Annotated in this window: 19 protein-coding genes and 1 pseudogene; 8 read left to right on the forward strand and 12 right to left on the reverse strand. The window is 64.3% G+C overall.

Features of this window, described 5'->3' with window-relative positions; genetic code table 11:
• Positions 1 to 161: 161 nt before the first annotated feature.
• From OC537_RS08240 to OC537_RS08255, 4 genes are all read right to left on the reverse strand, one after another.
• Positions 162 to 1,496 carry an MFS transporter gene (locus OC537_RS08240; RefSeq protein ID WP_042652479.1) on the reverse strand — a complete coding sequence of 445 codons (1,335 nt, stop codon included), beginning with the start codon at positions 1,494 to 1,496 and terminating at the stop codon, positions 162 to 164.
• A 189-nt stretch (positions 1,497 to 1,685) separates the two neighbouring features.
• Positions 1,686 to 2,738 carry a 3-keto-5-aminohexanoate cleavage protein gene (locus OC537_RS08245; protein WP_262110735.1) on the reverse strand — a complete coding sequence of 351 codons (1,053 nt, stop codon included), beginning with the start codon at positions 2,736 to 2,738 and terminating at the stop codon, positions 1,686 to 1,688.
• Between the two features lie 58 nt (positions 2,739 to 2,796).
• Positions 2,797 to 3,645 carry a TauD/TfdA dioxygenase family protein gene (locus tag OC537_RS08250; protein ID WP_218329128.1) on the reverse strand — a complete coding sequence of 283 codons (849 nt, stop codon included), beginning with the start codon at positions 3,643 to 3,645 and terminating at the stop codon, positions 2,797 to 2,799.
• A gap of 85 nt (positions 3,646 to 3,730) precedes the next feature.
• The gene (locus OC537_RS08255) at positions 3,731 to 4,711 is read right to left on the reverse strand and encodes a quinone oxidoreductase family protein (RefSeq protein WP_262110736.1); all 981 of its coding nucleotides are present in this window, start codon (positions 4,709 to 4,711) and stop codon (positions 3,731 to 3,733) included.
• Between the two features lie 356 nt (positions 4,712 to 5,067).
• Between OC537_RS08255 and prpB the strand changes: the two genes are divergently transcribed.
• The 4 genes from prpB to prpF all read left to right on the forward strand — a co-directional run bounded on the left by prpB (position 5,068) and on the right by prpF (position 11,176).
• The gene (gene prpB / locus OC537_RS08260; protein WP_262110738.1) at positions 5,068 to 5,952 is read left to right on the forward strand and encodes a methylisocitrate lyase; all 885 of its coding nucleotides are present in this window, start codon (positions 5,068 to 5,070) and stop codon (positions 5,950 to 5,952) included.
• A gap of 75 nt (positions 5,953 to 6,027) precedes the next feature.
• Positions 6,028 to 7,191: a 2-methylcitrate synthase gene (gene prpC / locus OC537_RS08265; RefSeq protein ID WP_042652484.1), complete on the forward strand. Its 1,164-nt coding sequence runs from the start codon at positions 6,028 to 6,030 to the stop codon at positions 7,189 to 7,191.
• Entirely contained in the window at positions 7,191 to 9,818 is a 2,628-nt protein-coding gene (acnD, locus tag OC537_RS08270; protein WP_262110740.1) for a Fe/S-dependent 2-methylisocitrate dehydratase AcnD, read from the forward strand. The genes prpC and acnD overlap by 1 nt, the downstream gene beginning before the upstream one ends.
• A 155-nt stretch (positions 9,819 to 9,973) precedes the next feature.
• Entirely contained in the window at positions 9,974 to 11,176 is a 1,203-nt protein-coding gene (gene prpF, locus OC537_RS08275) for a 2-methylaconitate cis-trans isomerase PrpF (RefSeq protein WP_262110741.1), read from the forward strand.
• A 108-nt stretch (positions 11,177 to 11,284) separates the two neighbouring features.
• On the opposite strand, the gene OC537_RS08280 is transcribed toward prpF, so the two are convergent.
• A complete protein-coding gene (locus OC537_RS08280; protein WP_262110742.1) occupies positions 11,285 to 11,539 on the reverse strand; it encodes a DUF6719 family protein in 255 nt (84 codons plus the stop codon).
• Positions 11,540 to 11,878: 339 nt separating this feature from the next.
• Here OC537_RS08280 and OC537_RS08285 point away from each other — a divergent pair, with 339 nt between their 5' ends.
• The 3 genes and pseudogenes from OC537_RS08285 (at position 11,879) to OC537_RS08295 (ending at position 15,334) form a co-directional block, all read left to right on the forward strand.
• Positions 11,879 to 12,535 carry a Bax inhibitor-1/YccA family protein gene (locus OC537_RS08285; RefSeq protein WP_005302492.1) on the forward strand — a complete coding sequence of 219 codons (657 nt, stop codon included), beginning with the start codon at positions 11,879 to 11,881 and terminating at the stop codon, positions 12,533 to 12,535.
• Between the two features lie 164 nt (positions 12,536 to 12,699).
• Positions 12,700 to 14,833 (forward strand): annotated as a pseudogene (yccS, locus tag OC537_RS08290) (YccS family putative transporter).
• Positions 14,834 to 14,977: 144 nt separating this feature from the next.
• Positions 14,978 to 15,334, forward strand: coding sequence for a TusE/DsrC/DsvC family sulfur relay protein (locus OC537_RS08295; protein WP_262110744.1), 357 nt, complete (start codon positions 14,978 to 14,980; stop codon positions 15,332 to 15,334).
• 111 nt (positions 15,335 to 15,445) lie between these two features.
• Here OC537_RS08295 and dedD read toward each other — a convergent pair whose 3' ends face one another.
• From dedD to OC537_RS08330, 7 genes are all read right to left on the reverse strand, one after another.
• Complete coding sequence (gene dedD, locus OC537_RS08300) at positions 15,446 to 16,231, reverse strand: cell division protein DedD (RefSeq protein WP_262110745.1); 786 nt, start codon at positions 16,229 to 16,231, stop codon at positions 15,446 to 15,448.
• A gap of 146 nt (positions 16,232 to 16,377) precedes the next feature.
• Positions 16,378 to 17,634 (reverse strand): bifunctional tetrahydrofolate synthase/dihydrofolate synthase, encoded by a 1,257-nt coding sequence (folC, locus tag OC537_RS08305; RefSeq protein WP_262110747.1) that lies wholly within the window; start codon positions 17,632 to 17,634, stop codon positions 16,378 to 16,380.
• Between the two features lie 2 nt (positions 17,635 to 17,636).
• Positions 17,637 to 18,500: an acetyl-CoA carboxylase, carboxyltransferase subunit beta gene (gene accD / locus OC537_RS08310; protein WP_025327347.1), complete on the reverse strand. Its 864-nt coding sequence runs from the start codon at positions 18,498 to 18,500 to the stop codon at positions 17,637 to 17,639.
• A gap of 118 nt (positions 18,501 to 18,618) precedes the next feature.
• The gene (gene truA / locus OC537_RS08315) at positions 18,619 to 19,428 is read right to left on the reverse strand and encodes a tRNA pseudouridine(38-40) synthase TruA (RefSeq protein ID WP_262110748.1); all 810 of its coding nucleotides are present in this window, start codon (positions 19,426 to 19,428) and stop codon (positions 18,619 to 18,621) included.
• 161 nt (positions 19,429 to 19,589) lie between these two features.
• A complete protein-coding gene (locus OC537_RS08320) occupies positions 19,590 to 21,683 on the reverse strand; it encodes a FimV/HubP family polar landmark protein (RefSeq protein ID WP_262110750.1) in 2,094 nt (697 codons plus the stop codon).
• 315 nt (positions 21,684 to 21,998) lie between these two features.
• Positions 21,999 to 23,015: an aspartate-semialdehyde dehydrogenase gene (locus tag OC537_RS08325; RefSeq protein WP_111911552.1), complete on the reverse strand. Its 1,017-nt coding sequence runs from the start codon at positions 23,013 to 23,015 to the stop codon at positions 21,999 to 22,001.
• Between the two features lie 153 nt (positions 23,016 to 23,168).
• Positions 23,169 to 24,290 carry a 4-phosphoerythronate dehydrogenase gene (locus OC537_RS08330; protein ID WP_262110751.1) on the reverse strand — a complete coding sequence of 374 codons (1,122 nt, stop codon included), beginning with the start codon at positions 24,288 to 24,290 and terminating at the stop codon, positions 23,169 to 23,171.
• 292 nt (positions 24,291 to 24,582) lie between these two features.
• Between OC537_RS08330 and OC537_RS08335 the strand changes: the two genes are divergently transcribed.
• A complete protein-coding gene (locus OC537_RS08335; protein ID WP_262110752.1) occupies positions 24,583 to 25,305 on the forward strand; it encodes a phosphatase PAP2 family protein in 723 nt (240 codons plus the stop codon).
• Positions 25,306 to 25,349 lie beyond the last annotated feature (44 nt).

Raw genomic sequence — 25,349 nt, forward strand, 5'->3', positions numbered from 1 at the left:
TCCGGCGGCCTGCCGCGGGACAGCTCATATCCATCAAATCAAAATAGCCCCCTGTGTTCGGGGCACCGCTCATGCCCCTTCCTCCGGGTGCTCGGTCCCTGTCCGGCGGCCAGCCGCAGGACAGGGAAAATCAACATGGTTCCCTGTTGTCAGGGTACGACTCAGGCCCTTGCCTCTGTGGTATGGGCGGCGCCGGTGACGGGGGCGCAGGCAACGGGTGGCTCGGACTCCCCTTCCAGCCTGGCGACATCCTTGTGGTAGTGGCGCTTGCCGTAGAAGAAGACGGCCGCCGCCGCGATGCTGATGAGCGGCACTAGCTGGAAGGCGTTGTCCAAACCGATATGGTCGGAGACGCGGCCGGTGATGAAGGGGCCGGGGGCCAGCCCGAGCAGGTTGTTGGCCAGGGTCAGGGTGGCGAAGGCGGTGCCGTGCACGCTGTAGTGGGTCAGGTTAGCCACCATGGCGCCCGCCGGGCCCGAGGTGCCGGTGGCGATGAACATGCCAAGGCAGATGAGGGCCAGCTGGGGCAACCCGAACGGCAGGGCGAAGGCCAGCGACAGCAGGGCGCAGCTCCCGAGGCAATAGCCAATGGCCAGGCTGATCTTGCGATCCGGTCGATCCCGGCACAGCTTGTCACTGAGCATGCCGCACAGGATCATGCCGGCGCCGCTGCACAGCACTATGATGGCGGCCACCACCCCCGCCCTGTCCGTGTCCATCCCGTAGAAACGGTTCAGGTAGCTCGGCATCCAGACGATCACGGTGCCGCCGACGAACAGCTGCAAGCCGCTGCCGACGTAGGCCGAGAGCACGGAGCGCGTGGAGTAGAGGGTGCGCAGCGGCTTGCCGTGCGCCTTGCCCGCCGCCCTGGCTCCCGCCGGGGCGATCCGCGCCTCCTTGACGATGAGGGGGTAGATGGCCGCCAGCAGCAGGCCGAACAGCGCCATGCCGGCGAAGGCCCAGCGCCAGCCCAGCAGATGGGCCAGCACGCCGCCGGTGGCCATGCCCAGCACAGAGCCGAACATGCCGCCCGAGATGAAGGCGCCGGACAGGGTGGCCCGCATCTCCCGCGGGAACACAGAGACCACCACGGCGATGCCGACGCTGCCATAGGCGGCCTCCCCCACGCCCACCAGGAAGCGGGCGATGAACATCTGCTCGTAACTCTGGGCCAGGGCGCAGCCCAGGGTCGCCAGGCTCCACAGCATGGCCATGATGGCCAGGCTCTTCACCCGACCGAAACGGTCCGCCAGCAGGGAGAGCGGGAAGGTCAGCAGCCCGACCATCAGCGCCACTATGCCGCTGAGCAGGCCAAGCTGGGTATCGGAGAGGGTCCACTCCCCTTTAAGCATAGGGAAGACGGCGTTGAGTACCTGGCGCGACATGTAGTCGGAGATGAGCAGACCAAAGGTCAGCGCAAACACAATCCAGGCATAGCGACGCGGTACGGCAGCCTTGCCAGCGTCGACATCGTCATTGATATGATAGGTAGCCATACAGTCCCTCGTGCTACGACAAATTGGGTGGGGTACTCAAGCAGCGAGCCTGCGAGTCACCCACCGCCTTCCTTTGGTGATAGATGACTCAATTGCCCGCCCCCCGCATGTTGCAAGGGCAAACGTCATTTGGCAAACAGAGTTATAGGGGTCGCAGCCTCTCTTTAGTCGAGCTGCGACCCATCTGGCTCAGACGCCCCGCGGCACGCCTTTCTCCCCGGCACGGCGATTGGGCGCCATGCCGTTGGCCTGCAGCGTCTCTTCGATGCTGTCGTACTGGACGCCGATGCGATAGATGGCGCGGGCCTCCTTGCCGTTCGCCACCTCACGCCCCAGTTCGTGGGCGACCCGCACGCACTGGCGGATCTGCTCGACCGAGCTCATGCGCTGGCCGTGCTGGCCCACTATGGTGTCCTCGATGCCGCAGCGCGGGTGCAGCCCAATGGACATGGCCATCATGTTGAAGGGCAACACGTTCTTGAGCAGGGATTCGGCGGTCAGGGTGCAGCCATCCGGCGCGCGGTGGACGAAGTTCATGAAGTTGAACGGGTTCGGGCCGTCGAAGCCGCCGCCGATACCGATCCAGGTCAGGTTGAGCGGCCCCATGTAGACGCCCCTGCGCACCAGCCGCTCCAGGGTCTCCATGGCGTGCATGCCGGTCAGCTGGAAGTGGGGCTGGATGCCGTTGGCCATCAGTCGCTTGAGGTGCTCGGCCACCCAGGCCGGACCGGCCGGGACCGTCATCTCGCTGTAGGCCGCCTTCAGGGCCGGGTGCTCCAGGGAGGTGCCCGCCAGGTATTCCGGGTAGAGCAGCTCCATGATGTTCATCTGGGTGGTGTTGATGGCGACCGTGACCTGATCCGGCTTCGGCGTCAGCTCGGCCAGCATGTGGCGGGTGTCGTCCGACAGCCACTTGGCCGCCTCCCCCTCGCCTTCCGGCGCGAAGGAGATGGAGCCGCCGACCTGGATGATCATGTCAGGCACCGCCTTGCGCACCCCGGCGATCAGTTCGTTGAACTTGGACAGGCGCTTGGAGCCGGAGCCATCCAGCTCGCGCACATGCAGGTGCAGCACGGTGGCGCCGGCCTCGTAGCAGTCGACCGCCTTCTGGACTTGCTCCTCCATGGTCACCGGGATGTCTTCCGGGAAGTCGCCAGGCGCCCACTCGGGACCGTACGGGGCCACGGTGATCACCACTTTATCCATGTTTTCCGGGTGCAGGGAATCGTCAAAGAATTGCATCTGTTCTCTCCTTGAATGAAGACTGGCTGTGTGCCGGGCAACCCTGCCCGGCGTGATATCAGAAGGGTTGGTCGCCCATGATCCCGGCCCGCTCCATCTTGCGGTGGCAGGGCGGATAGTCCATGGCGGCATAATGCTGGGTGCTGCGGTTGTCCCAGATGGCTATGCTGTTGGGCTGCCAGCGCCAACGCACCTGATACTCGGGGACATAGGCCTGGCTTATCAGATAGCGCAGCAGATCGCTGCCGCCCATGCTGTAGTCCTGCCCGTAGCGCACGTGCTCCGGGGTGTGGTAGTTGGTGAAGTGGGTGGCGAAGGCGTTGACGAACAGGATCTTCTCGTCGGTGTCCGGATGGGTGCGCACCACGGGGTGCTCGGCATCCGGGAACTGGGCCTTGAGCGCCAGCCGCTTCTCGATGGGCATGGCCGCCCCGAAGCTCGCCTCTATGCTGTGGCGGGCACGCAGGCCGGCGATCTTCTGCTTGATCTCCTCCGGCAGCTTCTCATAGGCCACCACCATGTTGGCCCAGAGGGTGTCGCCGCCCACCGGCGGGCACTCCACGCAGCGCAGCACGCAGCCGAAGGGCGGCTTGTCGCGCCAGGTGGCGTCGGTGTGCCAGGCGTTCTCGTAGCGATCGTTGGGCACCTCCGGCGACTTGTAGATGCGCACCAGCCCGGGATGCTCGGGATCGCTGCCCGCCACCGGGTGATCCTCCAGCTCGCCGAAGCGGCGGGCGAAGGCCACGTGATCGCTGCGGCTGATATCCTGCTGCCGCAAGAACAGTACCCTGTGCTTGAGCAGCAGGGAGCGGATCTCGGCGAACAGCCCTTCATCATGAACGGCATCCGCCAGGTTGACGCCACTCAGTTCCGCTCCGATATGGCAGGTCAGTTGTTCTACACGCATGTCATGCACTCCCTCGATGACAAGTCTGTTGCGCCATGCGCCTCGCAGGCCGGCCCCTCCCATGAGAGGCCGCCTCGCGCGCTTGCTAGATAACGAAAACCGATGAGCCCGTGGTCTTGCGCGACTCGAGGTCGCGGTGGGCCTGCACCGCATCCTGCAGTGCATACTTCTGGTTGATCTCGATCTTGATCCGGCCGCTGCCCACGTGGTCGAACAGCTCATTCGCCAGGGCCGTCTTCTCGGCCGGGTCGGCGATGTAGTCGGCCAGGGCCGGCCGGGTCAGATAGAGGGAGCCCTTCATCGCCAGCAGCTGCGGGTTGAAGCCCTCGATGGGGCCTGAGGCGGTGCCGACGCAGACCATGAGGCCGCGGCGTTTGAGGGAATCGAGCGAGCCCAGGAAGGTGCTCTTGCCGACGCTGTCGAACACCACGTCGACGCCGGCGCCCTCGGTCAGCTCGCGCACCCGCTTGGCCACGTCTTCATGGCTGTAGTCGATGGTGAAGTCACAGCCGTGGGCCCTGGCCACCTCGGCCTTGGCGTCGCTCGAGACGGTGCCAATCACGGTCAGGCCGAGCAGCTTGGCCCACTGGGCGACGATCAGCCCCACCCCGCCCGCGGCGGCGTGCAGCAAGATGCTGTCACCGGGTTTGAAGTCGTGGATGCGGCGCATCAGGTAGGCGGACGTCAGGCCCCGCATGGTCATAGCGGCCGCCGTCTCGAACGCGATGTTGTCCGGCAGCTTGATGAGCGGGGCGGCGGGGATCAGGCGCTCGGTCGAGTAAGCGCCGAGGGTGTTGAGGAAACCGGTGTAGGTGACGCGATCGCCCACCGCCACATGAGTGACGCCCTCGCCGATGGCCTCCACCACGCCGGCCCCCTCGACGCCCATGCCATTGGGCATGGGGATGGGGTAGGTGCCGTTGCGAAAATAGGTGTCGGCATAGTTCAGGCCGACCGCGGCATGGCGCAGGCGAACCTGGCCCGGACCGGGTTCACCGACCGCCACCTCTTCGTAGCGCAGCACTTCCGGGCCCCCGGTTTCATAAAAGCGTATGGCGTTGGCCATCTCAGTTCTCCAATCCGTTCGTGAGTGAAACTCTTCGTCCGGATTGAATCTAGGGGGTTACGTAAACGGCCGCTTTTCATCGGGCGACAGCCACTTTTCATCTCATGACAACCCCGCTCGAATTCGTTGCCCCCCCTCGGGGAAGGCGCCAGAATCGGCCCTGACCCACCATGACGGCGGCGCGACGGCAACCGCCCATGTTGTTGGCAATGAGAGATACTTGATTGAATTAAATGGAATTATCCAAGAGGCAGCCGCCTGAGGCTGCCGATTGGCGGGCCTTTGACTTAAGCATAATTGACGTTAACGTCAACGTAGTGTGAGATGGGTATATCCGCAGCATGAAAGGAGTCACTATGTCTAACTTATCCCATTCGGCCGGGGCGCGTTTTCGCACCGCGCTGGCCAACGAGAAACCCCTGCAAATCGTCGGCACCATCAACGCCTACATGGCGCTGATGGCCGAGCGTAGCGGCTTCAAGGCGCTCTATCTGTCCGGTGCCGGGGTGGCCAACGCCTCCTTCGGCCTGCCGGATCTGGGCATGACCTCCATGAACGACGTGCTGATCGATGCCGAGCGGATCACCGCCGCCACCCAGGTGCCGTTGCTGGTGGATATCGACACCGGCTGGGGCGGCGCCTTCAACATAGCCCGCACCATCCGCGCCTTCGAGCGGGGCGGTGTCGCCGCCGTCCACATGGAAGATCAGGTTGCCCAGAAGCGCTGCGGTCACAGACCCAACAAGGCGGTGGTGAGCATGGCCGAGATGGTGGATCGCATCAAGGCGGCGGTGGATGCCCGCACCGACGAGAACTTCGTCATCATGGCCCGCACCGACGCCCTGGCAGTGGAAGGCATTGAATCCGCGCTGGAGCGCGCCGCCGCCTACGTGGCCGCCGGGGCCGACATGATCTTCGCCGAGGCGGTGACCAAACTCGACCAGTACGACCGCTTCAAGCAGGCGGCCGGGGTCCCCATCCTCGCCAACATGACCGAATTCGGCCAGACCGAGCTGTTTGACAAGGGTCACCTCGCCGACCACAGCGTCGACATGGTGCTCTACCCCCTGAGCGCCGCCCGCGCCGCCAACCAGGCCGCCCTCAACGTCTATCAGCAACTGCGCCAGGATGGCCACCAGCGCGCCGTGGTCGACAGCATGCAGACCCGGGAAGCGCTCTACGACTTCCTCGGTTACCACCACTACGAGCAGACACTGGATCGGCTGTTCACCAAGGAATGACAGACCAGTCGGTCGCCCCCTGTGTGACAGGTAACGGGCGGCCGACAGGCTCAAATGTATAAGGAGAGACAAGCAATGAGCGCAATCACCGAGACCACCACCCCCGTCTTCAAGGCCAAGAAATCCGTGGCCCTGAGCGGCACCGCCGCCGGCAACACCGCCCTCTGTACCGTAGGCCTCAGCGGCAACGATCTGCACTACCGTGGTTATGACATCCTCGATGTCGCCACCAGCTGTGAATTCGAGGAGATCGCCCACCTGCTGGTGCATGGCCATCTGCCCAATGTCGCCGAGCTGGCCGCCTACAAGGCCAAGCTCAAGGCCCTGCGCGGCCTGCCCTCCGGTGTCAAGACCGCACTGGAGCAACTGCCCCCCTCCGCCCATCCGATGGACGTGATGCGCAGCGCCGTCTCGGTGCTGGGCTGCGTGTCGCCGGAGAAGGACGACCACAACCACCCGGGTGCCCGCGACATCGCCGACAAGCTGATGGCCTGCCTCGGCTCGGTGCTGCTCTACTGGTACCACTTCAGCCACAACGGCAAGCGCATCGAGGTGGAGACCGACGATGACTCCATCGGCGGCCACTTCCTGCACCTGCTGCACGGACAGACGCCGCGTGATTCCTGGGTGCGCGCCATGCACACCTCGCTGATCCTCTACGCCGAGCACGAGTTCAACGCCTCCACCTTCACCGGTCGGGTGATCGCCGGCACCGGCTCCGACATGTTCTCCTGCATCACAGGTGCCATCGGTGCCCTGCGCGGACCCAAGCACGGCGGCGCCAACGAGGTGGCCTTCGAGATCCAGAAGCGTTACGACAATCCGGACGAGGCGGAGGCCGACATCCGTGCCCGTATCGAGAAGAAGGAAGTGGTCATCGGCTTCGGCCACCCTGTCTACACCGTCTCGGATCCGCGCAACAAGGTGATCAAGGAGGTGGCCCGCGAGCTCAGCAAGGAGCAGCACAACTCCAAGATGTTCGACATCGCCGAGCGACTGGAGTCGACCATGTGGGACGCCAAGAAGATGTTCCCGAACCTCGACTGGTTCAGCGCCGTCAGCTACCACATGATGGGCGTGCCCACCGCCATGTTCACCCCGCTGTTCGTGATCGCCCGCACCTCAGGCTGGTCGGCTCACGTCATCGAGCAGCGCATCGACGGCAAGATCATCCGACCGAGCGCCAACTACGTGGGCCCGGAGGATCTGGTGTTCGTCCCGCTCAAGGATCGCAAGTGATGAACAGCCACTACCGCAAGCCCCTGCCCGGCACGGTGCTGGACTACTTCGACGCCCGTGCGGCGGTCGAAGCCATCCAGCCCGGCGCCTGGGACAAACTCTCTTACACCGCTCGCGTTCATGCCGAGAACCTGGTGCGCAAGTGCGATCCGGCCATCCTCGGCGAGTGCCTCGGCCAGATCGCCTTGAATAAACGCGATCGCGACTTCCCCTGGTTCCCGGCCCGGGTGGTGTGCCACGACATCCTGGGCCAGACCGCGCTGGTGGACTTGGCCGGTCTGCGTGATGCCATCGCCGATCAGGGCGGTGACCCCGCCCAGGTCAACCCCGTGGTGCCGGTGCAGCTGATCGTCGATCACTCGCTCGCCGTGGAGTGTGGCGGCTTCGATCCCGATGCGTTCGCCAAGAACCGCGCCATCGAGGATCGCCGCAACGAGGATCGCTTCCACTTCATCAACTGGACCAAGCAGGCGTTTCGCAACATCGAGGTGATCCAGCCGGGCAACGGCATCATGCACCAGATCAACCTGGAGAAGATGTCGCCGGTCATTCACAACGACAGAGGCATCGCCTACCCGGATACCTGTGTCGGCACCGACAGCCACACCCCCCACGTCGACGCCCTCGGGGTGATCGCGGTGGGCGTGGGCGGTCTGGAAGCCGAGAACGTGATGCTGGGGCGCGCCTCCTGGATGCGCCTGCCGGAGATCGTCGGCGTCGAGCTCAGTGGCAAGCCGCAACCCGGCATCACCGCCACCGACGTGGTGCTCTCCCTGACCGAGTTCCTGCGCAAGGAAAAAGTGGTCGGCGCCTACCTGGAGTTCCGTGGTGAGGGCGCGGGCGCCCTGACCCTCGGCGATCGCGCCACCATCTCCAACATGGCACCGGAATACGGCGCCACCGCGGCCATGTTCTTCATCGACAGCCAAACCATCGACTACCTGCGCCTCACCGGCCGTGACAGCGAGCAGGTCAAGCTGGTGGAGACCTATGCCAAGGAGGCGGGCCTCTGGGCCGACTGCCTGGCGAGCGCCCAGTACGAGCGCGTGCTGCACTTCGATCTGTCCAGCGTGGTGCGCACCCTGGCGGGCCCCTCCAACCCGCACCGCCGCCTGCCGGTTTCCGACCTGGCCGCCCGCGGCATAGCCGTGGATCTGGACAAGGCCCGCGCCCAGGAGGCCGACGGCCTGCTGCCGGACGGCGCCGTGATCATCGCCGCCATCACCAGCTGCACCAACACCAGCAACCCGCGCAACGTGATTGCCGCCGGGCTGCTGGCGCGCAACGCCAACCAGCTTGGCCTTACCCGCAAACCCTGGGTCAAGTCCTCCCTGGCGCCGGGCTCCAAGACGGTGGCACTCTACCTGAAGGAGGCGGGGCTTGACCACGAGCTGGAGCAGCTCGGGTTCGGCATAGTGGCCTTCGCCTGCACCACCTGCAACGGCATGTCCGGCGCACTGGATCCGGTCATCCTGCAGGAGATCATCGAGCGCGATCTCTATGCCACCGCCGTGTTGTCGGGCAACCGCAACTTCGACGGTCGCATCCACCCCTACGCCAAGCAGGCCTTCCTCGCCTCGCCGCCGCTGGTGGTGGCCTACGCCATCGCGGGCACCATCCGCTTCGACATAGAGAAGGATGTGCTGGGAGTGGTGAACGGTAAGGAAATTCGCCTGAAAGACATCTGGCCGTCGGATGACGAGATTGATGCCGTGGTCAGGGCCTCGGTGAAGCCGGAGCAGTTCCGTCAGGTCTATATCCCCATGTTCACCATGGAGGAAGACCATGGCCCCAAGGTCGCGCCTTTGTACGACTGGCGTCCCATGAGCACCTATATCCGTCGCCCACCTTATTGGGATAAAGAGGGGGAAGGGGCGCTGGCGGGTGAACGTACCCTCAAGGGCATGAGGCCGCTGGCGGTGTTGCCGGACAACATCACCACGGATCACCTCTCCCCCTCCAACGCCATCATGCGCAGCAGCGCGGCCGGTGAATACCTGGCGAAGATGGGCCTGCCGGAGGAGGACTTCAACTCCTACGCCACCCACCGCGGCGATCACCTGACCGCCCAGCGCGCCACCTTCGCCAACCCTCAGCTGGTGAACGAGATGGCGGTGGTGAACGGCGCAGTGAAGAAGGGCTCCCTCGCCCGGGTCGAACCGGAGGGCCGGGTCATGCGGATGTGGGAAGCCATCGAAACCTACATGGCCCGCAAGCAGCCGCTGATCATAGTGGCGGGCGCCGACTACGGCCAGGGCTCGTCCCGTGACTGGGCGGCCAAGGGGGTACGGCTGGCGGGGGTGGAGGTGATAGCGGCGGAAGGCTTCGAGCGCATTCACCGCACCAACCTGATCGGCATGGGAGTGCTGCCGCTGGAGTTCAAACCGGGCACCAGCCGTTTGACCTTGGGGCTGGACGGCACCGAGACCTATGACGTCAAGGGGGCACGCACCCCGCGCACCGATCTCGTGCTGGTCATTCACAGGCGCAACGGCGAGACGCTCGAGGTACCCATGACCTGCCGCCTCGACACCGCCGAGGAGGTCTCGGTCTATGAGGCCGGCGGCGTGCTGCAGCGCTTCGCCCAGGACTTCCTGGAAGCGACCACCCACAAGGCCGCCAGCTGATATATGGTATTCCCCCTCCCCTTCACCGGAAGAGGCATGATGTGCTCCCTCTCCCTTTGGGTGAGGGTTGGGGTGAGGGGATCTCCCCTCATCCGCCCTTAGGGCGCCTTCTCCCCGAGGAAGAAGGATCCGTCACTCTTTTCAGGACAAGATTCATGGCCCCACTCTCTTCGACTCACACACCTCAAGTCAGGATCCCGGCCACCTATATGCGCGGCGGCACCAGCAAGGGGGTGTTCTTCCGCTTAGGTGATCTGCCCGAGCGCTGCCAGGTGCAGGGCCCGGCCCGCGATGCGCTCTTCATGCGCGTCATCGGCAGCCCCGATCCCTACTCTGCCCACATGGACGGCATGGGGGGCGCCACCTCCTCCACCTCCAAGTGCGTGATCCTCTCCAAAAGCCAGCAGCCCGATCACGACGTGGACTACCTCTACGGCCAGGTTGCCATCGACAAGCCCTTCGTCGACTGGAGTGGCAACTGCGGCAACCTCTCCACCGCCGCCGGCGCCTTCGCCATCCATGCGGGGCTGGTGGATCCGGCTCGCATTCCCCACGACGGCACCTGCGTGGTGCGAGTCTGGCAGGCCAATATCGGCAAGACCATCATCGCCCAGGTGCCGGTGAGCAACGGTCAGGTGCAGGAGACCGGTGACTTCGAGCTGGACGGGGTCAGCTTCCCCGCCGCCGAAATCGTGCTGGAGTTTCTCGACCCGTCCGAGGATGGCGAGGAGGGCGGCGCCCTCTTCCCCACCGGCAACCTCATCGACGATCTCGAGGTGCCAGGCATAGGAAACATCAAGGCCACCCTGATCAGCGCCGGCATCCCCACCGTCTTCGTCAATGCCGAGGAGATCGGCTATCAGGGCACCGAGCTGCGCGAGGCGATCAACACAGACCCAGAGGCACTGGCGCGCTTCGAGCAGATCCGCATCGCCGGCGCCCTGCGCATGGGGCTCATCAAGACGCCGGAGGAGGCGGCCACCCGCCAGCACACCCCCAAGATTGCCTTCATCGCACCGGCCAGGGAGTACCGCACCTCCAGCGGCAAGGAAGTGTTGGCTGGCGAGATCGACCTGCTGGTGCGGGCCCTCTCCATGGGCAAGCTGCACCACGCCATGATGGGCACCTGCGCGGTGGCCATAGGCACAGCGGCGGCCATTCCCGGCACCCTGGTGAACCTGGCGGCCGGTGGCGGCGAGCGCGAGGCGGTGCGCTTCGGCCATCCGTCCGGCACTCTGCGGGTGGGGGCCGAGGCGCGGCAGGTGAATGGCGAGTGGACGGTCACCAAGGCGGTGATGTCGCGCTCTGCCCGCATCCTGATGGAGGGTTGGGTGCGGGTGCCGGGGGATGCCTTCTAACCAGCAGCAAGCCTGCACACCACCAAAATGAAAAGGCCCGGGCAATTGCCCGGGCCTTCTTGTGGTGACCTTCGTATTGGGGGCTGACCTCCCCTGCTTATCCACCCGTTATTTCGGGCGCGGCACGCACTCTACATGGCGCGGTATGCTCTTCTTCGCATCGCCACCGATCAGCCGCTTCACCTGACCATCCGGGCATTGGCCGTCGTCCACATAGGCAAGCTTCCCATAAGGGAGCGTGCCCGGCGCGGGATCCTGACTCAGATAGCTGATGGGGGCCGGCGCGAAATGGGCGCACCCCGACACCAGGCCCACCAGCAACAACCCCCCTGACAACAGCGCGCTCTTCCATATGACAGCCATAGGCCACTCCCTGTCGTGATCTGATTAGATGCACAGGCACGCAGCTCCCATGCACACTGGCAGTGTGCCAGCCATCCCCCTGGGCCGACAGCCACCCCGGGCGGCGCTGTGACGATTCCAGACACAGCAAGACCGGTACAATCACACTGCCCAGGCCTGGCTGACGGTGCAGCCTCATCCTCTTGTTCATGCGCAATACATCTTTGCTCTGGAATAGTAGAGGCCGACACAGTTGGGGGGCGCTTGAAATCAGCGCTCGTCATCCACACATTCAGTGCATACAATGCGTTAACGAAGCGGAATCTGCCGCCTCACCCCGGAAATCAAGAGGACACCAAGATGGATACCCGTTCTATCTACACTGGCACCCAGAGTGCCGCGCGTGACACCAACAAGGTGCTGCGCAACACCTATATGCTGCTCTCCCTCACTCTTGGCTTCTCTGCCGTGGTGGCCGGGGTCGCCACCGTGATGAACATGCCGCCCCTGCACTGGGCCATCTTCCTCATCGGTGTCTATGGTCTGATGTTCCTGACCGAGAAGAACCGTGACAACGGCATGGGGCTGGTGTTCACCTTCGCCCTGACCGGCCTGCTGGGCTACAGCCTGGGCCCCATCATCAACATGTACATGAACAACGGCGGCGGCGAGATAGTGATGACGGCCCTTGGCGGCACGGCGCTCACCTTCTTCGGTCTGTCGGCCTATGCCCTGACCACCAAGCGTGACCTCTCCTTCATCGGTGGCATGCTGTTCGTCGGTTTCTGGGTGCTGCTGGTGGCCATGGTCGCCAACATCTTCCTGCAGATGAGCGCCCTGAGCCTGGCCCTGTCCGCCATGTTCATGCTGTTCTCCTCCGGTGCCATCCTGCTGACCACCCAGCAGATAGTGCGCGGCGGCGAGACCAACTACATCTCCGCCACAGTGACCCTGTATGTCTCCATCTACAACATCTTCCTGAGTCTGCTGAGCCTGCTTGGCGGCAACCGCAACTGATGAAAAACCCCGCTTCGGCGGGGTTTTTATTGGCACCTGTTTCTGTCAGGATAAGTTGCAAATCAAGGATATGAAGCAAAGTGGCCCTGATCCAAATCAGGGCCACTTCGTTACAGACGAGTTATGCTATCGCTTTCGTTTCGCTCAAGGGTTGCGTCTATCCCATGCCCATGGATTTCTCAGGTTTATTGCGCCGTCTGCTGACCGACAGCCACATCTATTTCGCTCTCAAGGTGCTGCTGGCCATCCTGGGGCTGCTCGCCTTCGCCCTGGTCACAAGGGACATCCAGCTCACCGTGCTGCTCTCCCTCGGGGTAGTGGCAGGGGCCATCGCCGAGACAGATGACAGCCTGTGGGGCCGGGTCAAGAACCTCGCCATGACGCTGGTCTGTTTCCTGTTTGCCTCCCTGTGCGTGCAGTATCTCTTCCCCACCCCCTGGCTGTTTGCCCTAGGGCTGGCGGGCTCCACCTTCATCTTCGTGATGGTGGGGGCGCTCGGTCAGCGCTACGCCACCATCAGCTTCGGCTCCCTGCTTATCGCCATCTACACCATGCTGGGGGCCGCCAAGGCGCCGGATCTCTTCTACCAGCCGCTGGCGCTCGGTGCCGGCGCCCTCTGGTACGGCCTGGTCTCTCTCGTCTGGCTCTGGCTGCTGCCCTACAAGACACTGCACGAGCAGCTCGCCCAGAGCTATTTCGCCCTCGGCCGCTACCTGCTGGAAAAATCCCGCTTCTTCCCGGCGGACGAGCACGGTGCCCAGGCCATTCGCCACAACCTGGCCCAGCTCAACATCAACCTGGTCAATGCCCTGAACCTGACCAAGACGGCGCTCAATGCCCGCCTCAGTACCCGCCATCAGGCGGCGCCCGAGCTCGCCGGCCTGCTGCGGCTCTACCTGCTGGCGCTGGAGATCCAGGAGCGGGCCACCTCCAGCCACTACCCCTACAGCAAGCTGGAGGAAGAGCTAAAGCAGGGTATAGTGCTGGACGGCTTCCAGGAGGTGTTCCTGCAGCTCTCAGAGGCCTGTCAGCGGCTCGGTTACGCCATCCTGGTGCACAAGCCCTATGCCCATCACAAGCGCATCCACTGGACCCTGGAGGCCCTCGGCGATCAGCTGGAGTTCACCCATCTCAAGCAGCACTATCCCAAGACCCTACTGACGCCGATGAAGTTCCTGCGCCGGAACCTGGCCAGCATCAACGAGCTGCTGGCCAGCGCCGAGGAGCTGCAAAACCCGCCTCCCTCCCGCCAGCCTGCCCCCCCTGGCGAGGCCTGCCTCCTTGCCGCTGCTGACCCTGCTAAAACAGCACCTCACCCCGAACTCCATGGTGTTTCGCCACGCCCTGCGGCTGTCACTGGGCCTGGTGGTGGGTTACGGCATCTTGCAGGCCTTCAGTCTGGACAAGGGCTACTGGATACTGCTGACGGTGCTGTTCGTCTGCCAGCCGAGCTACAGCGCCACCCGGCGCCGCCTGGTGCAGCGGATGCTCGGTACCTTCGCCGGCATCTTGATAGGCGTACCCGTGCTCTGGCTCTTCCCCGAGCTGCACCTGCAACTGGGGATCATGGGGCTGGCCGCCTTCCTGTTCTTCACCCAGGTGCGCAGCAACTACAGCGCCGCCGTCTGCTTCATCACCCTCTATGTGCTGATGGCGTTCAACCTGCTGGACGGCATCGGCTTCGCCATCCTGGGGCCGCGCCTGCTCGATACCCTGCTCGGCTGCCTGCTCTCCTACGCCCTGGTGGCCTGGCTCTGGCCGGACTGGCAATACAAGCGGCTGCCGACCCTGATTGCCAACTCCCTCTCCGCCAACGCCCGCTACCTGTCGGCTGTGCTCGCCAGCCTGCACCGCCAGCGCGACGAGTCCCTCGACTACCGGGTGGCCCGCAAGTGTGCCCACCTGGCCGACAGCGAGCTGGCCATGGCCTGGCAGAGCATGCTGGTGGAGCCGAGCAAGCGCCGCCGCTTCCTCGATCTCTGCTTCACCCTCACCTGGCGCAACCATGCCCTGCTCTCCTACATCTCGGCGCTGGGGGCCCATCGCGACAAACTCGAGCCCATCCCCGAGCTCGACGAGATCAGCCGCCACATCAGCCATACCCTGGAGCGGGCCGCCGGTCATCTGGCGGGGGAGATGCCGGCCCAGCTCGAAGGATCATGCCCGGCCATAGCCCCGGACAGCAGCGAGGAGCAGCTGATGCTGACCCAGCAGCTCAATCTCATCAGCCAGCTGGCGGATGAACTGCTGATGCTGGCCAACGACGGCCAACTGCTCACCCGGCAAGGCAACGCCTGACGGCTTAAGGAAGACACCATTCCAGAGAGCGCTCACCAGGCGGGGCGACGGCCCTGCCCGGTGAATTGTGCGCCTTGGCCGGTTGCTCGCCGAAGATCAAGGCGCTACCATGCCCGCCCAATCCCGACAGCCCGAGGAGCCTCCATGTCCGAGCACCCGTCCGAACACCATCAGCTGTATTTCAACGGCCAACTCATCGAGACCGATGCCAAGGGCTATCTGCGCCACAGCGAAGAGTGGAGCGAGGCGCTGGCGCTGGTATTGGCCGAGCAGGAGGGCATAGTGCTGGAGGAGCCGCACTGGGAAGTGGTGCGCTTCGTGCGGGCCTTCTATCTGGAGTTCAACACCTCCCCCGCCATCCGCGCCCTGGTCAAGGCGATGGAGAAGCAGTACGGTCCGGAGAAGGGCAACAGCCGCTATCTCTACAAGCTGTTCCCCGAGGGGCCTGCCAAGCAGGCCACCAAGATTGCCGGCCTGCCCAAGCCGGTGAAGTGCATCTAAAAACCCGCCCCGCCTCTCACAGAGAGACCCTGAGCGGGGGCAAAAAAAATACCGCGCCCATCTGTGAAATGAGGCGCGGTATTTTTTTGTTCGGCGTTCGTCAAACCCGCATCAGGGGTTGTAGGCCACCACTGAGCCGCTCAGCCCCGTCATCTGGCTTATCCTGCTCTGCATGCCCTGCAGCTTGGCCTTGGAGACATCCGGCCCGATAAAGACCCGGTTGATCTGCCCCTGCACCGGGGTTCTCGGCGAGGTCTGGGCCGAGTAGCCGGCCGCCCTCAACTTGCCCACCAAGGCATTGACGCTGTCAGCATTCTTGAAGGCGCCAAGCTGCAGGATCCAGCTGCCCTGGGCCGGGGCTGCCGCCGCGGGTGCAGGGGTCGCCGCCTGGGTCGTCATCTTGCTCGCGATGAGATCGTCCATGGACTTGATCTGACCCACCTGCGGCTTGCTCTCCACCGGCTTCTTCACCTCGACCGGCTTGGGGGGCACCGGTTTGGGCTTGGGTTGCTCCACCGGTTTCTTGGCCACCACCTCTGGCTTGGGCACGGGTTTGGGCTCAGGCTTGGCCGCAACCTGGGTCGCTGGCTGTGCCTGGGTGGCAGCAGAGGCTTGATTGGCGGCCAGGGTAACCGTATCCCCAATCTCTTCTACCTGCCACTGGGTGGCGGCAGAGGCCTGCTGCTGGCTCGCCAGGTGATCGGCCGGCAGGGTACTGGCGGCAGAGACCTGCAAGGCGGGCTTGGCGGGCTCAAGCTCAGGGCGCAGCGGGATCTTGGCGAACGCCTCTTCCTTCTGCTCCAGCTTGTTGCCGTCCATCAGATCCGGCAGAAAAATGACAACCAGGGCGACCAGGATGACGGTCCCCACTAATCTGTTTTGAAACTTCGAAGCCAAGTTAATTTCCACCCATGTTACTTAAACTCAACTGCAATCTTGCGGACATCCACGATGAACGGTCCCCAGCAGCCATGCTGTTTTGCAACCTCAGCGCCAGGCAGCTCCCTGCCCGTGTCGCTGGACCCATGATGCTCAGAAACGGCTCAGGCGCTCGCCGCCAGCACGTCGGCGACAGTGTAAAACGAACCAAAGACGATGACCATATCATCAGGACTCGATACGGCCAGGGCAGCCCGATAAGCCGCGCTCACGCCGTCAAAGGTCGCCGCCGGGCCCTGCCCGTCCCCGAGGGCGGCGGCAAGCTGCTCTGCAGTGGCGGCGCGCGGGCCTGTGAGGCTGGCCAGGAACCACTGGTCGATGAGGCCATCGAGTTCGGCGAGCGACCCCGCCATGTCCTTGTCTTTCAGCATGCCAACCACGGCGCGGCGCTTGCCTGTGCAGGGGATCTGGCGCAGCTGACTCGCCAGATAAGCCGCCGAATGGGGGTTGTGGGCCACATCGACGATGACCAGCGGCTCGTCTTGCAGCCGCTGCATCCGCCCCGCCAGCCGGGCATTGGCCAGCCCTTCACGGATGGCGGACTCCGCCAATGGCAAACCGAGGGATTCCAGCGCCGCCAGCACGGTCACCGCGTTCATCAGCGGCAGGGCCGGTTTGGGCAGCCCCAGCCAGTGATTCAGGCCGTGATAATCCCAACCGGTATGGTGCTCATCGCCCTGGAAGTCGCGGCCGACCTGACGCAAAGAGGCGCCGATGCGTGCCGCTTCGCTCGCGATGGTCGCTGGGGGATTGGGCTCGCCGCTGATGGCGGGCTTGCCTGCGCGGTAGACGCCGGCTTTTTCCACCGCCACCGCTTCCCGGGTATCCCCGAGCCAGTCGCAGTGATCGAGCGCAATGGAGGTGATCATGGCCACATCGGACTCCACCACATTGGTGGCGTCGAGCCGACCGCCCAGCCCCACTTCCAGCAACAGCACATCGGGCGCGGCGCGGCAGAAGAGCCGCAAGCCCGCCAAGGTGGCGAACTCGAAGAAGGTGAGGGCAATCTCGCCGCGAGCGGCTTCCACCTCGGCAAAGGCGTCGCAGTGCTCGCTGTCAGAGAGCTCGGCCCCATCGATACGCACCCGCTCGGTAAAGCACAGCAGGTGCGGCGAGGAGTAGACCCCCACCTTGTAGCCGGCGGCCATCAGTATGCTGGCGGCCATGGCGCAGGAGGAGCCCTTGCCGTTGGTGCCCGCCACAGTGATCACCTTGAACGGCAACCGGGTCAGGCCCATGCGCCGGGCAACGGCACCGACCCGCTCCAGCCCCATGTCGATGTTGACCGGGTGGATCTGTTCCAAATAAGAAAGCCAGTCGACCAGCGACCGGCTTTGAGATTGTTGCATGTGCGAACTCATGTTCAGTCTTCGATGACCTGAGTGTTCATCAGCTTGGCCAGCAGGCCGGCCAGACGGTTGCGCATTTCGCGTCTGTCGATGATGAGATCGATGGCACCCTTCTCCAGCAGGAACTCGGAGCGCTGGAAGCCTTCCGGCAGCTTCTCGCGCACTGTCTGCTCGATGACGCGGGGACCGGCAAAGCCGATCAGCGCCTTGGGCTCGCCCACGTTGATGTCACCCAGCATGGCCAGACTGGCGGAGACGCCCCCCATGGTGGGGTCGGTCAGCACAGAGATGAAGGGCAGGCCCGCCTTGGTGAGGCGATCGAGCGCCGCACTGGTCTTGGCCATCTGCATCAGGGAGAAGAGCGCTTCCTGCATCCGCGCCCCACCGGAGGTGGAGAAGCAGACCAGGCCGCGGCCTTCCTTGATGCACTCCTCGACGGCGCGCACGAAGCGGGCACCGACCACGGAGGACATGGAGCCACCGATGAAGGAGAACTCGAATGAACAGGCGACGACCGGCACCCCCTTGAGGGTCCCCTTCATCACCACCAGCGCATCTTTTTCTCCCGTCTCTTTCTGAGCGGCAGACAAACGATCCTTGTAGCGCTTGGAATCCTTGAATTTCAAGATGTCCTGCGGCTCCAGCTCGGCACCGACTTCGGTGCGGCCCTGCTCGTCGAGGAAGCTCTCGAGGCGGGCGCGGGCGCTGATCCGCATATGATGATCACACTTGGGGCACACTTCGAGATTGCGCTCCAGTTCTGCCCGGTAGAGCACCTGTTCGCAAGCGGTACACTTGGTCCACACCCCTTCCGGAATGTTGTGACGACGCGGTGTAGTGATCTTGCTCTTGGGAAGGATCTTCTCAAGCCAGCTCATGGAATTCCTTAATGCTTTTGTGCCTGACAAAACGCATCGGGCCTTGATTGTTCAATGACTTACGGCTCGATGGCAATAAATGACGGATCATTAAACCACAAATTTTCGGGCCCAGTTACTAAAAACTGGTCGTACCCGGTGCCGAGTCCGGCAGCCACAGCGGGCCAAGCGGCAACTGCGGCAGGCCAAACTCTGCCGGGTAATCCACGTCCACCAGATAGAGGCCCCCCGCCTTGGCGGTCGGCCCCGCCAGATTGCGATCCTTTGCCGCCAGCACCTCGGCTATCCACTCCACCGGTTTGAGGCCCTGCCCCACCAGCAACAGGGAGCCGGTGATGTTGCGCACCATGTGGTGTAGGAAGGCGTTGGCCTTGATGTCGAGCACTATGTAGGGGCCGGAGCGGCTGACGCAGAGGTGGGTCACATTGCGCCAGGGGGTGTTGGACTGGCAGGCGATAGCGCGGAAGGTGCTGAAGTCGTGCTCCCCGAGCAGGCTCTGGCCCGCCTGGTGCATCAGGTCGGCGTCTATGGTCTCGTGGTAGTGGCTGACGCCGCTGCCGAGAATGGCCGGGCGGAAGTTATGGTTGTAGATCACATAACGGTAGCGACGGGCGGTGGCGCTGAAGCGGGCGTGGAAGCTCTCGTCCACCTCCTTGACCCAGCGCACGGCGATGTCAGGGGGCAGGTTGGAGTTGAGCCCCAGGGTCCAGGCGCCCTCGGCGCGGATGGCCTCGGTATCGAAGTGGATCACCTGACCTGTGGCGTGCACCCCGGCATCGGTACGACCGGCGCACTGGATGGAGACGGGGTGGTTGGCGATGCGGCTGAGGGCTTTTTCCAGTTCGGCCTGCACGCTGATCACTTCGCGCTGACGCTGCCAGCCGAAATACCGGCTGCCGTCGTATTCAATACCTAGGGCAATTCGCATGGATGAATCTTGTCTTGTGGGGAAAGGATGAAAGAAACGGGCCGGATTATACGCCCTTGGGCCCAAAAGTCCCAGTTCGGGCCGGCATCCCGTGCCGGTGGCCTGGATGAAAGAGGGCAGCCCGCGGGCTGCCCTCTGTGTTCATCAGCGGCAAAGGGGGATCACCCAAGGCGCCTGAGCAGCTTCTCGGCTTCGCTGCGCTGGTGCTCGCTGCCCTGGGCCGCCGCCTCTTGCAGCAGCTCGCGGGCGCTCTCCTTGTCGTCGATCTCGAGGTAGGCCCGGGCCAGATCCAGCTTGGCCCCCACGCCGCCGTCATCGGCATCCACATCGAACCCGGTAGACTGGGGCAACACCTCGGGGAAGCCATCCAGCCCCACGTCCAGGGAGAAGCCCTGGTAGGGCTCCTGCTCGGTGCTGCTGGCGTTGGCCTCGGCCAGGAGCTTGTCTATCTCCACGTAGTCGTTCGCCTGCGCCTGTTCACGGGGTTTCAGATCGCCCTGATGGGACTCCACCTCGGTGAAGGCATCCTCGAAGTCGGCCAGGGCCAGCTCGTTGGGATCCCAGGCCGGCGGTTGGGCAGCGCCCTTGGCCTGCGTCGGTTCGAGTCCGAGCTCGGCCAGCATGTCATCGATATCATCCTTGCCATAGGCGTCGTCGCCTCGGGCGTCGGTGGCAGGCTCGTGGAAGTCGGTCTCGAGATCGCTGAGATCAAAGTTGGCGAGGGCCCCATCGCGCTGGCTTCTGCTCTGCGCCTGGCTGAGATCGGCCTCGAGATCGGCATCCAGCTCGGCGAACAGGGCCGCTTGCAGCTCCTCCTCGCTCATGATCTCGTCACTGGCCCGGGCCTTGGCCTCGGACTCGCCGGAGAGATCCAGCTCAGGGGCCAGGGGCAGACCGAAGTCCCCCTCGTGGGCCAGATCGAGCTCGGGCACCAGATCCGGATCCCGGTTGGCCGTCGTCACCGCAGGCTCCACATCGAAGGCGGACAGGGCCATCTCATCATCGCTGAAGATGACGTCAGTCGGGGCCTTGGCCCCCTCCTGGCTGCCATTGCCACCCGGCTCATTGAGATCCGGCATGGGGTGCATGGGCTCGTCATCGGCGATGCCGACCGTCATCAGCTGGTCAAACTCGCTGCTCTCCTCCCCCATCACCATGGAGGTGGACTCCGACAGGCTCTTCTCCTGCTCTTCCAGCTCGCGGCGGGCGCGGGCCCGCAGCCAGAGCGTCACCAGCGCCAGCACCAGCAGTACGGGCAGCAAAATGATCATGGCGAGGTTCAGCGGCGAGGCGAGCAGCTCCATCACCCAGTTCTGCTTGGGTTCGGGGGCCACCACGGGCGGCACCGGCTTGGCCTTGAGCTCCGCCACCTCTTTTTGTAGCGCGGTCTGATCCTGCAACTGGGCCTTGAGGGTCTCCACCTCTTCGGTCAGGGACTGCAGGCGCAGCTTGAGCCTGTGGTTCATCTCGGTGACCTGACCGAGCTGGGCGTTGGCATCTTCCAGCGCCAGCGCCATTTCGGTGGAGGGCTTGCCCACCAGGGTCGCGGCACTGACCGGCAAGGGGGCCGGGGCAGCGGTTGGCGCGGCAGTACTTGCCGCCGGGGCCGGCTCGACCGCCTTGGCGATCGCCGTCACCTCGGCCGCCGCCTGGGGCGCGCTCACCTTGGGGGCAGCAGTCGGAATGGGGGCCGCCTTGGCCACGGCCTTGGCCGGCGCGCTGGCCGCTGGCTTGGTCGCCACCGGATGGGGCTGCTTCTCGGCCAGGTATTTGGGGCTCAGCCCCTTCCAGCTGGCGTTGTCGCTGTTGAAGCGGCGACGGGCCTCGGCGTCCGTGATGCGGCCCGCCTCGGCGGCGCTGGGCAGCAGAATGCGGGATCCCACCAGGATGTGGTTGATGTTGCCGTCGGCAAAGCTCTTGGGATTCTTGTCATAGATCGCCACCATGGTCTGGTAGACGGTCACCCGATTGGAGGGGCGATGCTTGCTCGCCAGACTCCAGAGGGTATCGGTAGAACGGACAGGGCCATAGCTGCCAGCCGCCGCACTGGGCGCCTGACGCACCATGGGCTGGGCCCTGGGAGCCGGCTGGGCCGGTGCCACGGGCTGGGCCTGAGGTTGAACGACAGGGGGCGCGGCACCGTCCGGGCCCTTGAGCTCGACAAAGAAAGGCTCTCGCCCCGCCTCATCGGCCTGAGCCGTGCCCAGAAGACCCAATGCGAGTAGCGTTGCCAGCGTTATGCGGGAATGTCCCATATTCGTTCCTTCGTATGATGGCCCTATCACATTGAAAAATCTGGATAGTTACCCCAAAACAATCGGCTCAATATAAATCAGCCGCCGGTCTCAAGCCAGCGATCCGACATATTTCCCGTCCGGCGCCTATCAGCTGCGAGCCCGATCCAGGCCAGACATGAGTCCCAGACCTGAACCCGAGTGTAGAAAAAAACCTAGCTCACTGATATCACGAGACATTCTTAAAACCGGAGAGTGCGCCCCCGGTCACATCCCTCGCCTCTCAGTCGCCTACTCGGGCGGGGTTCCCTCCCCGCCACAGGCCGCAAAACGGCCTCAGAGGTAGTCGCGCACCAGCAGTTCGGCGATCTGCACGCTGTTGGTCGCCGCGCCCTTACGAACGTTATCGGCCACGATCCACATATTGATACCGCTCGGATGAGAAATATCCTGGCGTACCCGGCCGACCAGCACCTCGTCCTTGCCGGTGCCGTCGCGCACCGGGGTCGGGTAGTCGGCATCGTCTTCGAACAGGGTGACACCCGGGGCATTGCGCAGCAGCTCCTTGACCTGCTCGGCGTCCAGCGGCTGGTGCAGCTCGACGTGGACCGCCTCGGCGTGACCGTAGAAGACGGGCACCCGCACGCAGGTGGGGTTCACGGCTATGCTGGCATCCCCCAGGATCTTCTGGGTCTCCCACACCATCTTCATCTCTTCACGGGTGTAACCGTTGTCGGTGAAGCTGTCGATCTGCGGGATCAGGTTGAAGGCGATCTGCTGCGGATAGAGGGTCGGCTCCACCGGACGGCCGTTGAGCAGATGGGCGGTCTGGCCGGCCAGCTCGCTCACCCCTTCCTTGCCGGAGCCGGAGACGGACTGGTAGGTCGCCACGTTGATGCGGGCTATGCCCACCTCGTCCTGCAGGGGCTTGAGGGCAACCAGCATCTGTATGGTGGAGCAGTTGGGGTTGGCGATGATGTTGCGATTGCGAAAATCCGCCAGGGCATCCGGGTTCACTTCCGGGATCACCAGGGGGATGTCTTCGTCGTAACGGAAGCAGGAAGTGTTGTCGATGACGATGCAGCCCTGCTCGGCCGCGATGGGCGCCCACTTGGCAGAGACCTCGGCCCCGGCGGAGAAGAGGGCGATCTGCACCTGGCTCCAGTCAAACTCCTCGACATCCTTGATCTCGATGTTCTTGCCGCCAAAGCGCACGGTGTCACCGGCGCTGCGGCTTGAGGCCAGGGGATAGAGGGTGGCGACCGGGAAGGCACGCTCCTCCAGGATCTCGATCATGGCCTGACCCACGGCGCCGCTCGCGCCCAGTACAGCTACGTTGAATTGTTGACTCACTGATGTTCTCTCCTGTGATATTGCCCGCCGATGAGGCCGACCGGGTCGGCATCAGGGGTGGCAAGCGTGATCTGTCTGATGGTCGGCCGGCAGGGTGCCGGGCCGAAACGGATGGCCCCGATCTGGTGATCGGAGCCCCGCATGAATTCCGGTTTATTTTTGCGAGATGGCAAAGCCCAGCCGGGCCAGCCTGTCGCAGGCGAAGGGGCCGCTGACCTGCAAGGAGGAGAGCTCGCGCCGCTCCGGATAGTCCTTGCGCTGCCCATCGAAGCTGCCGGGCACCCCAATCCGGTTGCGAAAGCGGGCATCGTCCCGGCGCACGTCATAGATGAGGTGGACCAGCTGCTTGATCAACCCCTGATCGGCGGGCTGACCCGGCGTCAGCTCACGCACCTCGGGGGCGGGCAGCAGGGATTGCAGATCCTGGCGCGGCATACGCCCCAGCTGCTGGCAGAGCGCCTGATAGAGCATCCAGGTGCCGCGGGCCTTGCCCTCCAGGCTGTAGCCGGCGATGTGCGGAGTGGCTATCTCGGTGTAAGGCACCAGGGCCTCTAGAGGCTCAGGCTCCCCTTCCCACACGTCCATCACCAGCTTGAGCGGCGCCTGGCTCTGCTGGCGCGCCAGCAAGGCCTGGTTGTCCCACACCTCCCCCCGGGAGGCATTGATAAGGAACTGGCCCCCGGGCAGCGCGGCTATCTCGCGCTCCCCCAGCAGGTGGAAGGTCGGCTGCGGCCCCTTGCGGGTCAGGGGCACATGGAAGCTGACGATATCGGCCCCAAGGGCCGTCTGATAATCGACAAAACCCGCACCACCCTCAGTGCGCGCCCGCGGCGGATCGCAGCGCAGCACCTTCATGCCGAGCGCCTCTGCCTTGCCCGCCACGCACTCCCCCGTGTTGCCGGCGCCGACGACGGCGAGGCTCATCCGATCGAGGCTGAGCTCATGGCGCTCCGCCAGCACCAGCAGGGCCGAGAGCACATAGTCGCCCACCGAATACTTATTGCAGCCGGGGGCGCTGAAGAAGGGGATGCCCCGCTCGGCCAGGAGAGCGGTGTCGATGTGATCCGTGCCTATGGTGGCGGTGCCGACGAAAGCCAGCCGCGGGCAGCTGGCGAGCAGCCCGGCATCGACCCGGGTCACCGAGCGCACCAGCAGCACGTCGGCATCCTGCAGATCCGCCGCCCCTATCTGCCGTCCGGGCAGGGGGACGACCTCGCCAAACTCGGCAAACAGCTCGCAGGCATGGGGCATATTTTCATCAACGACGATCTTCATCGGCTCTCTTCTCATCCACAACCGGCCACAGGCGCGCCATTCTAGCCCAAGCGGGCCGAATTTTCAGAGACTTGTTCTCGGGCTGTCGTGGGCAAAGAGTGCGCCGCTCTCTTAAGGCGACAGGGAGCCAGGGCGTCGAAGCGGGTTCCCGGGCATCCACAGATGGAGCGTCGCACTCATATGTAACAACATGTTGCCCTCGCGCGCCCTGGCTTGACCAGGGGGGACGGGCTGGCACAATGGCGCCTCTTTATCATCCACCCTGTCATGTGCACCTGTTACGAGCCCTCTCATGCCGACTCATGCCTCTTCGTTGCCACGCCGCCGGGTGCTTGGTTTCAACGCCATACTGCTGCTGCCGCTGTTGCTGCTCGTCTGCCTGCCCTGGCAGCCCTTCATGACGGGTGCCCTGCAATCGGACTGGCTCTGGTGGCCCTATGCCCTCACCCGCATGGTGGACCTGCCCGGCCTTGCCATCACCATCGCCGCACTCTTGCTGCTGACCCGACACAAGCTGACGCTCGGCCACACCGCCCTGCTGGCCCTCGCGGGCGCCCTCTTTGCCGCGCTCGCGAGCGACTGGATCATCAAGAGCCTCATCAAGCAGCTGACCGAGGAGCCAAGGCCCTATCTGCTCTGGCTGGAGAGCCAGGAGCTTATCCCCGCCATCCGCCAGTTCTATGCCGGCAGCAGTGCGCTTCGCAGTGAACAGGTCCACGCCGCGACCCAGTTGCTGGCGCTGCCCGCCTGGCTCGGCCACCACTGGCAGACGGAGGTGAACTACGCCTTCCCCTCCGGCCACAGCATAGCCGCCATGAGCCTGGCCCAGTTCTTCGGGCTGATCTGGCTGGCCCGGGCCCCCACCGGGGTCTGGCTGCTGCCGCTCTGGGCCATCGGCATCGGCCTGTCGCGCACCCTGATCGGCATGCACTGGCCCCTGGACGTGCTGGCGAGCGCCCTGCTTGGCAGCCTCACCGCCCTCGTTGCCGCCCGCTGGTGGCTGCACCACTACTGATTCTCCCAGATAAAAAAAACGGGCACCAAGGTGCCCGTTTCTCA

The sequence above is a fragment of the Aeromonas sp. Marseille-Q5825 genome, from assembly GCF_946892685.1.
GTDB lineage: Bacteria > Pseudomonadota > Gammaproteobacteria > Enterobacterales > Aeromonadaceae > Aeromonas > Aeromonas rivipollensis.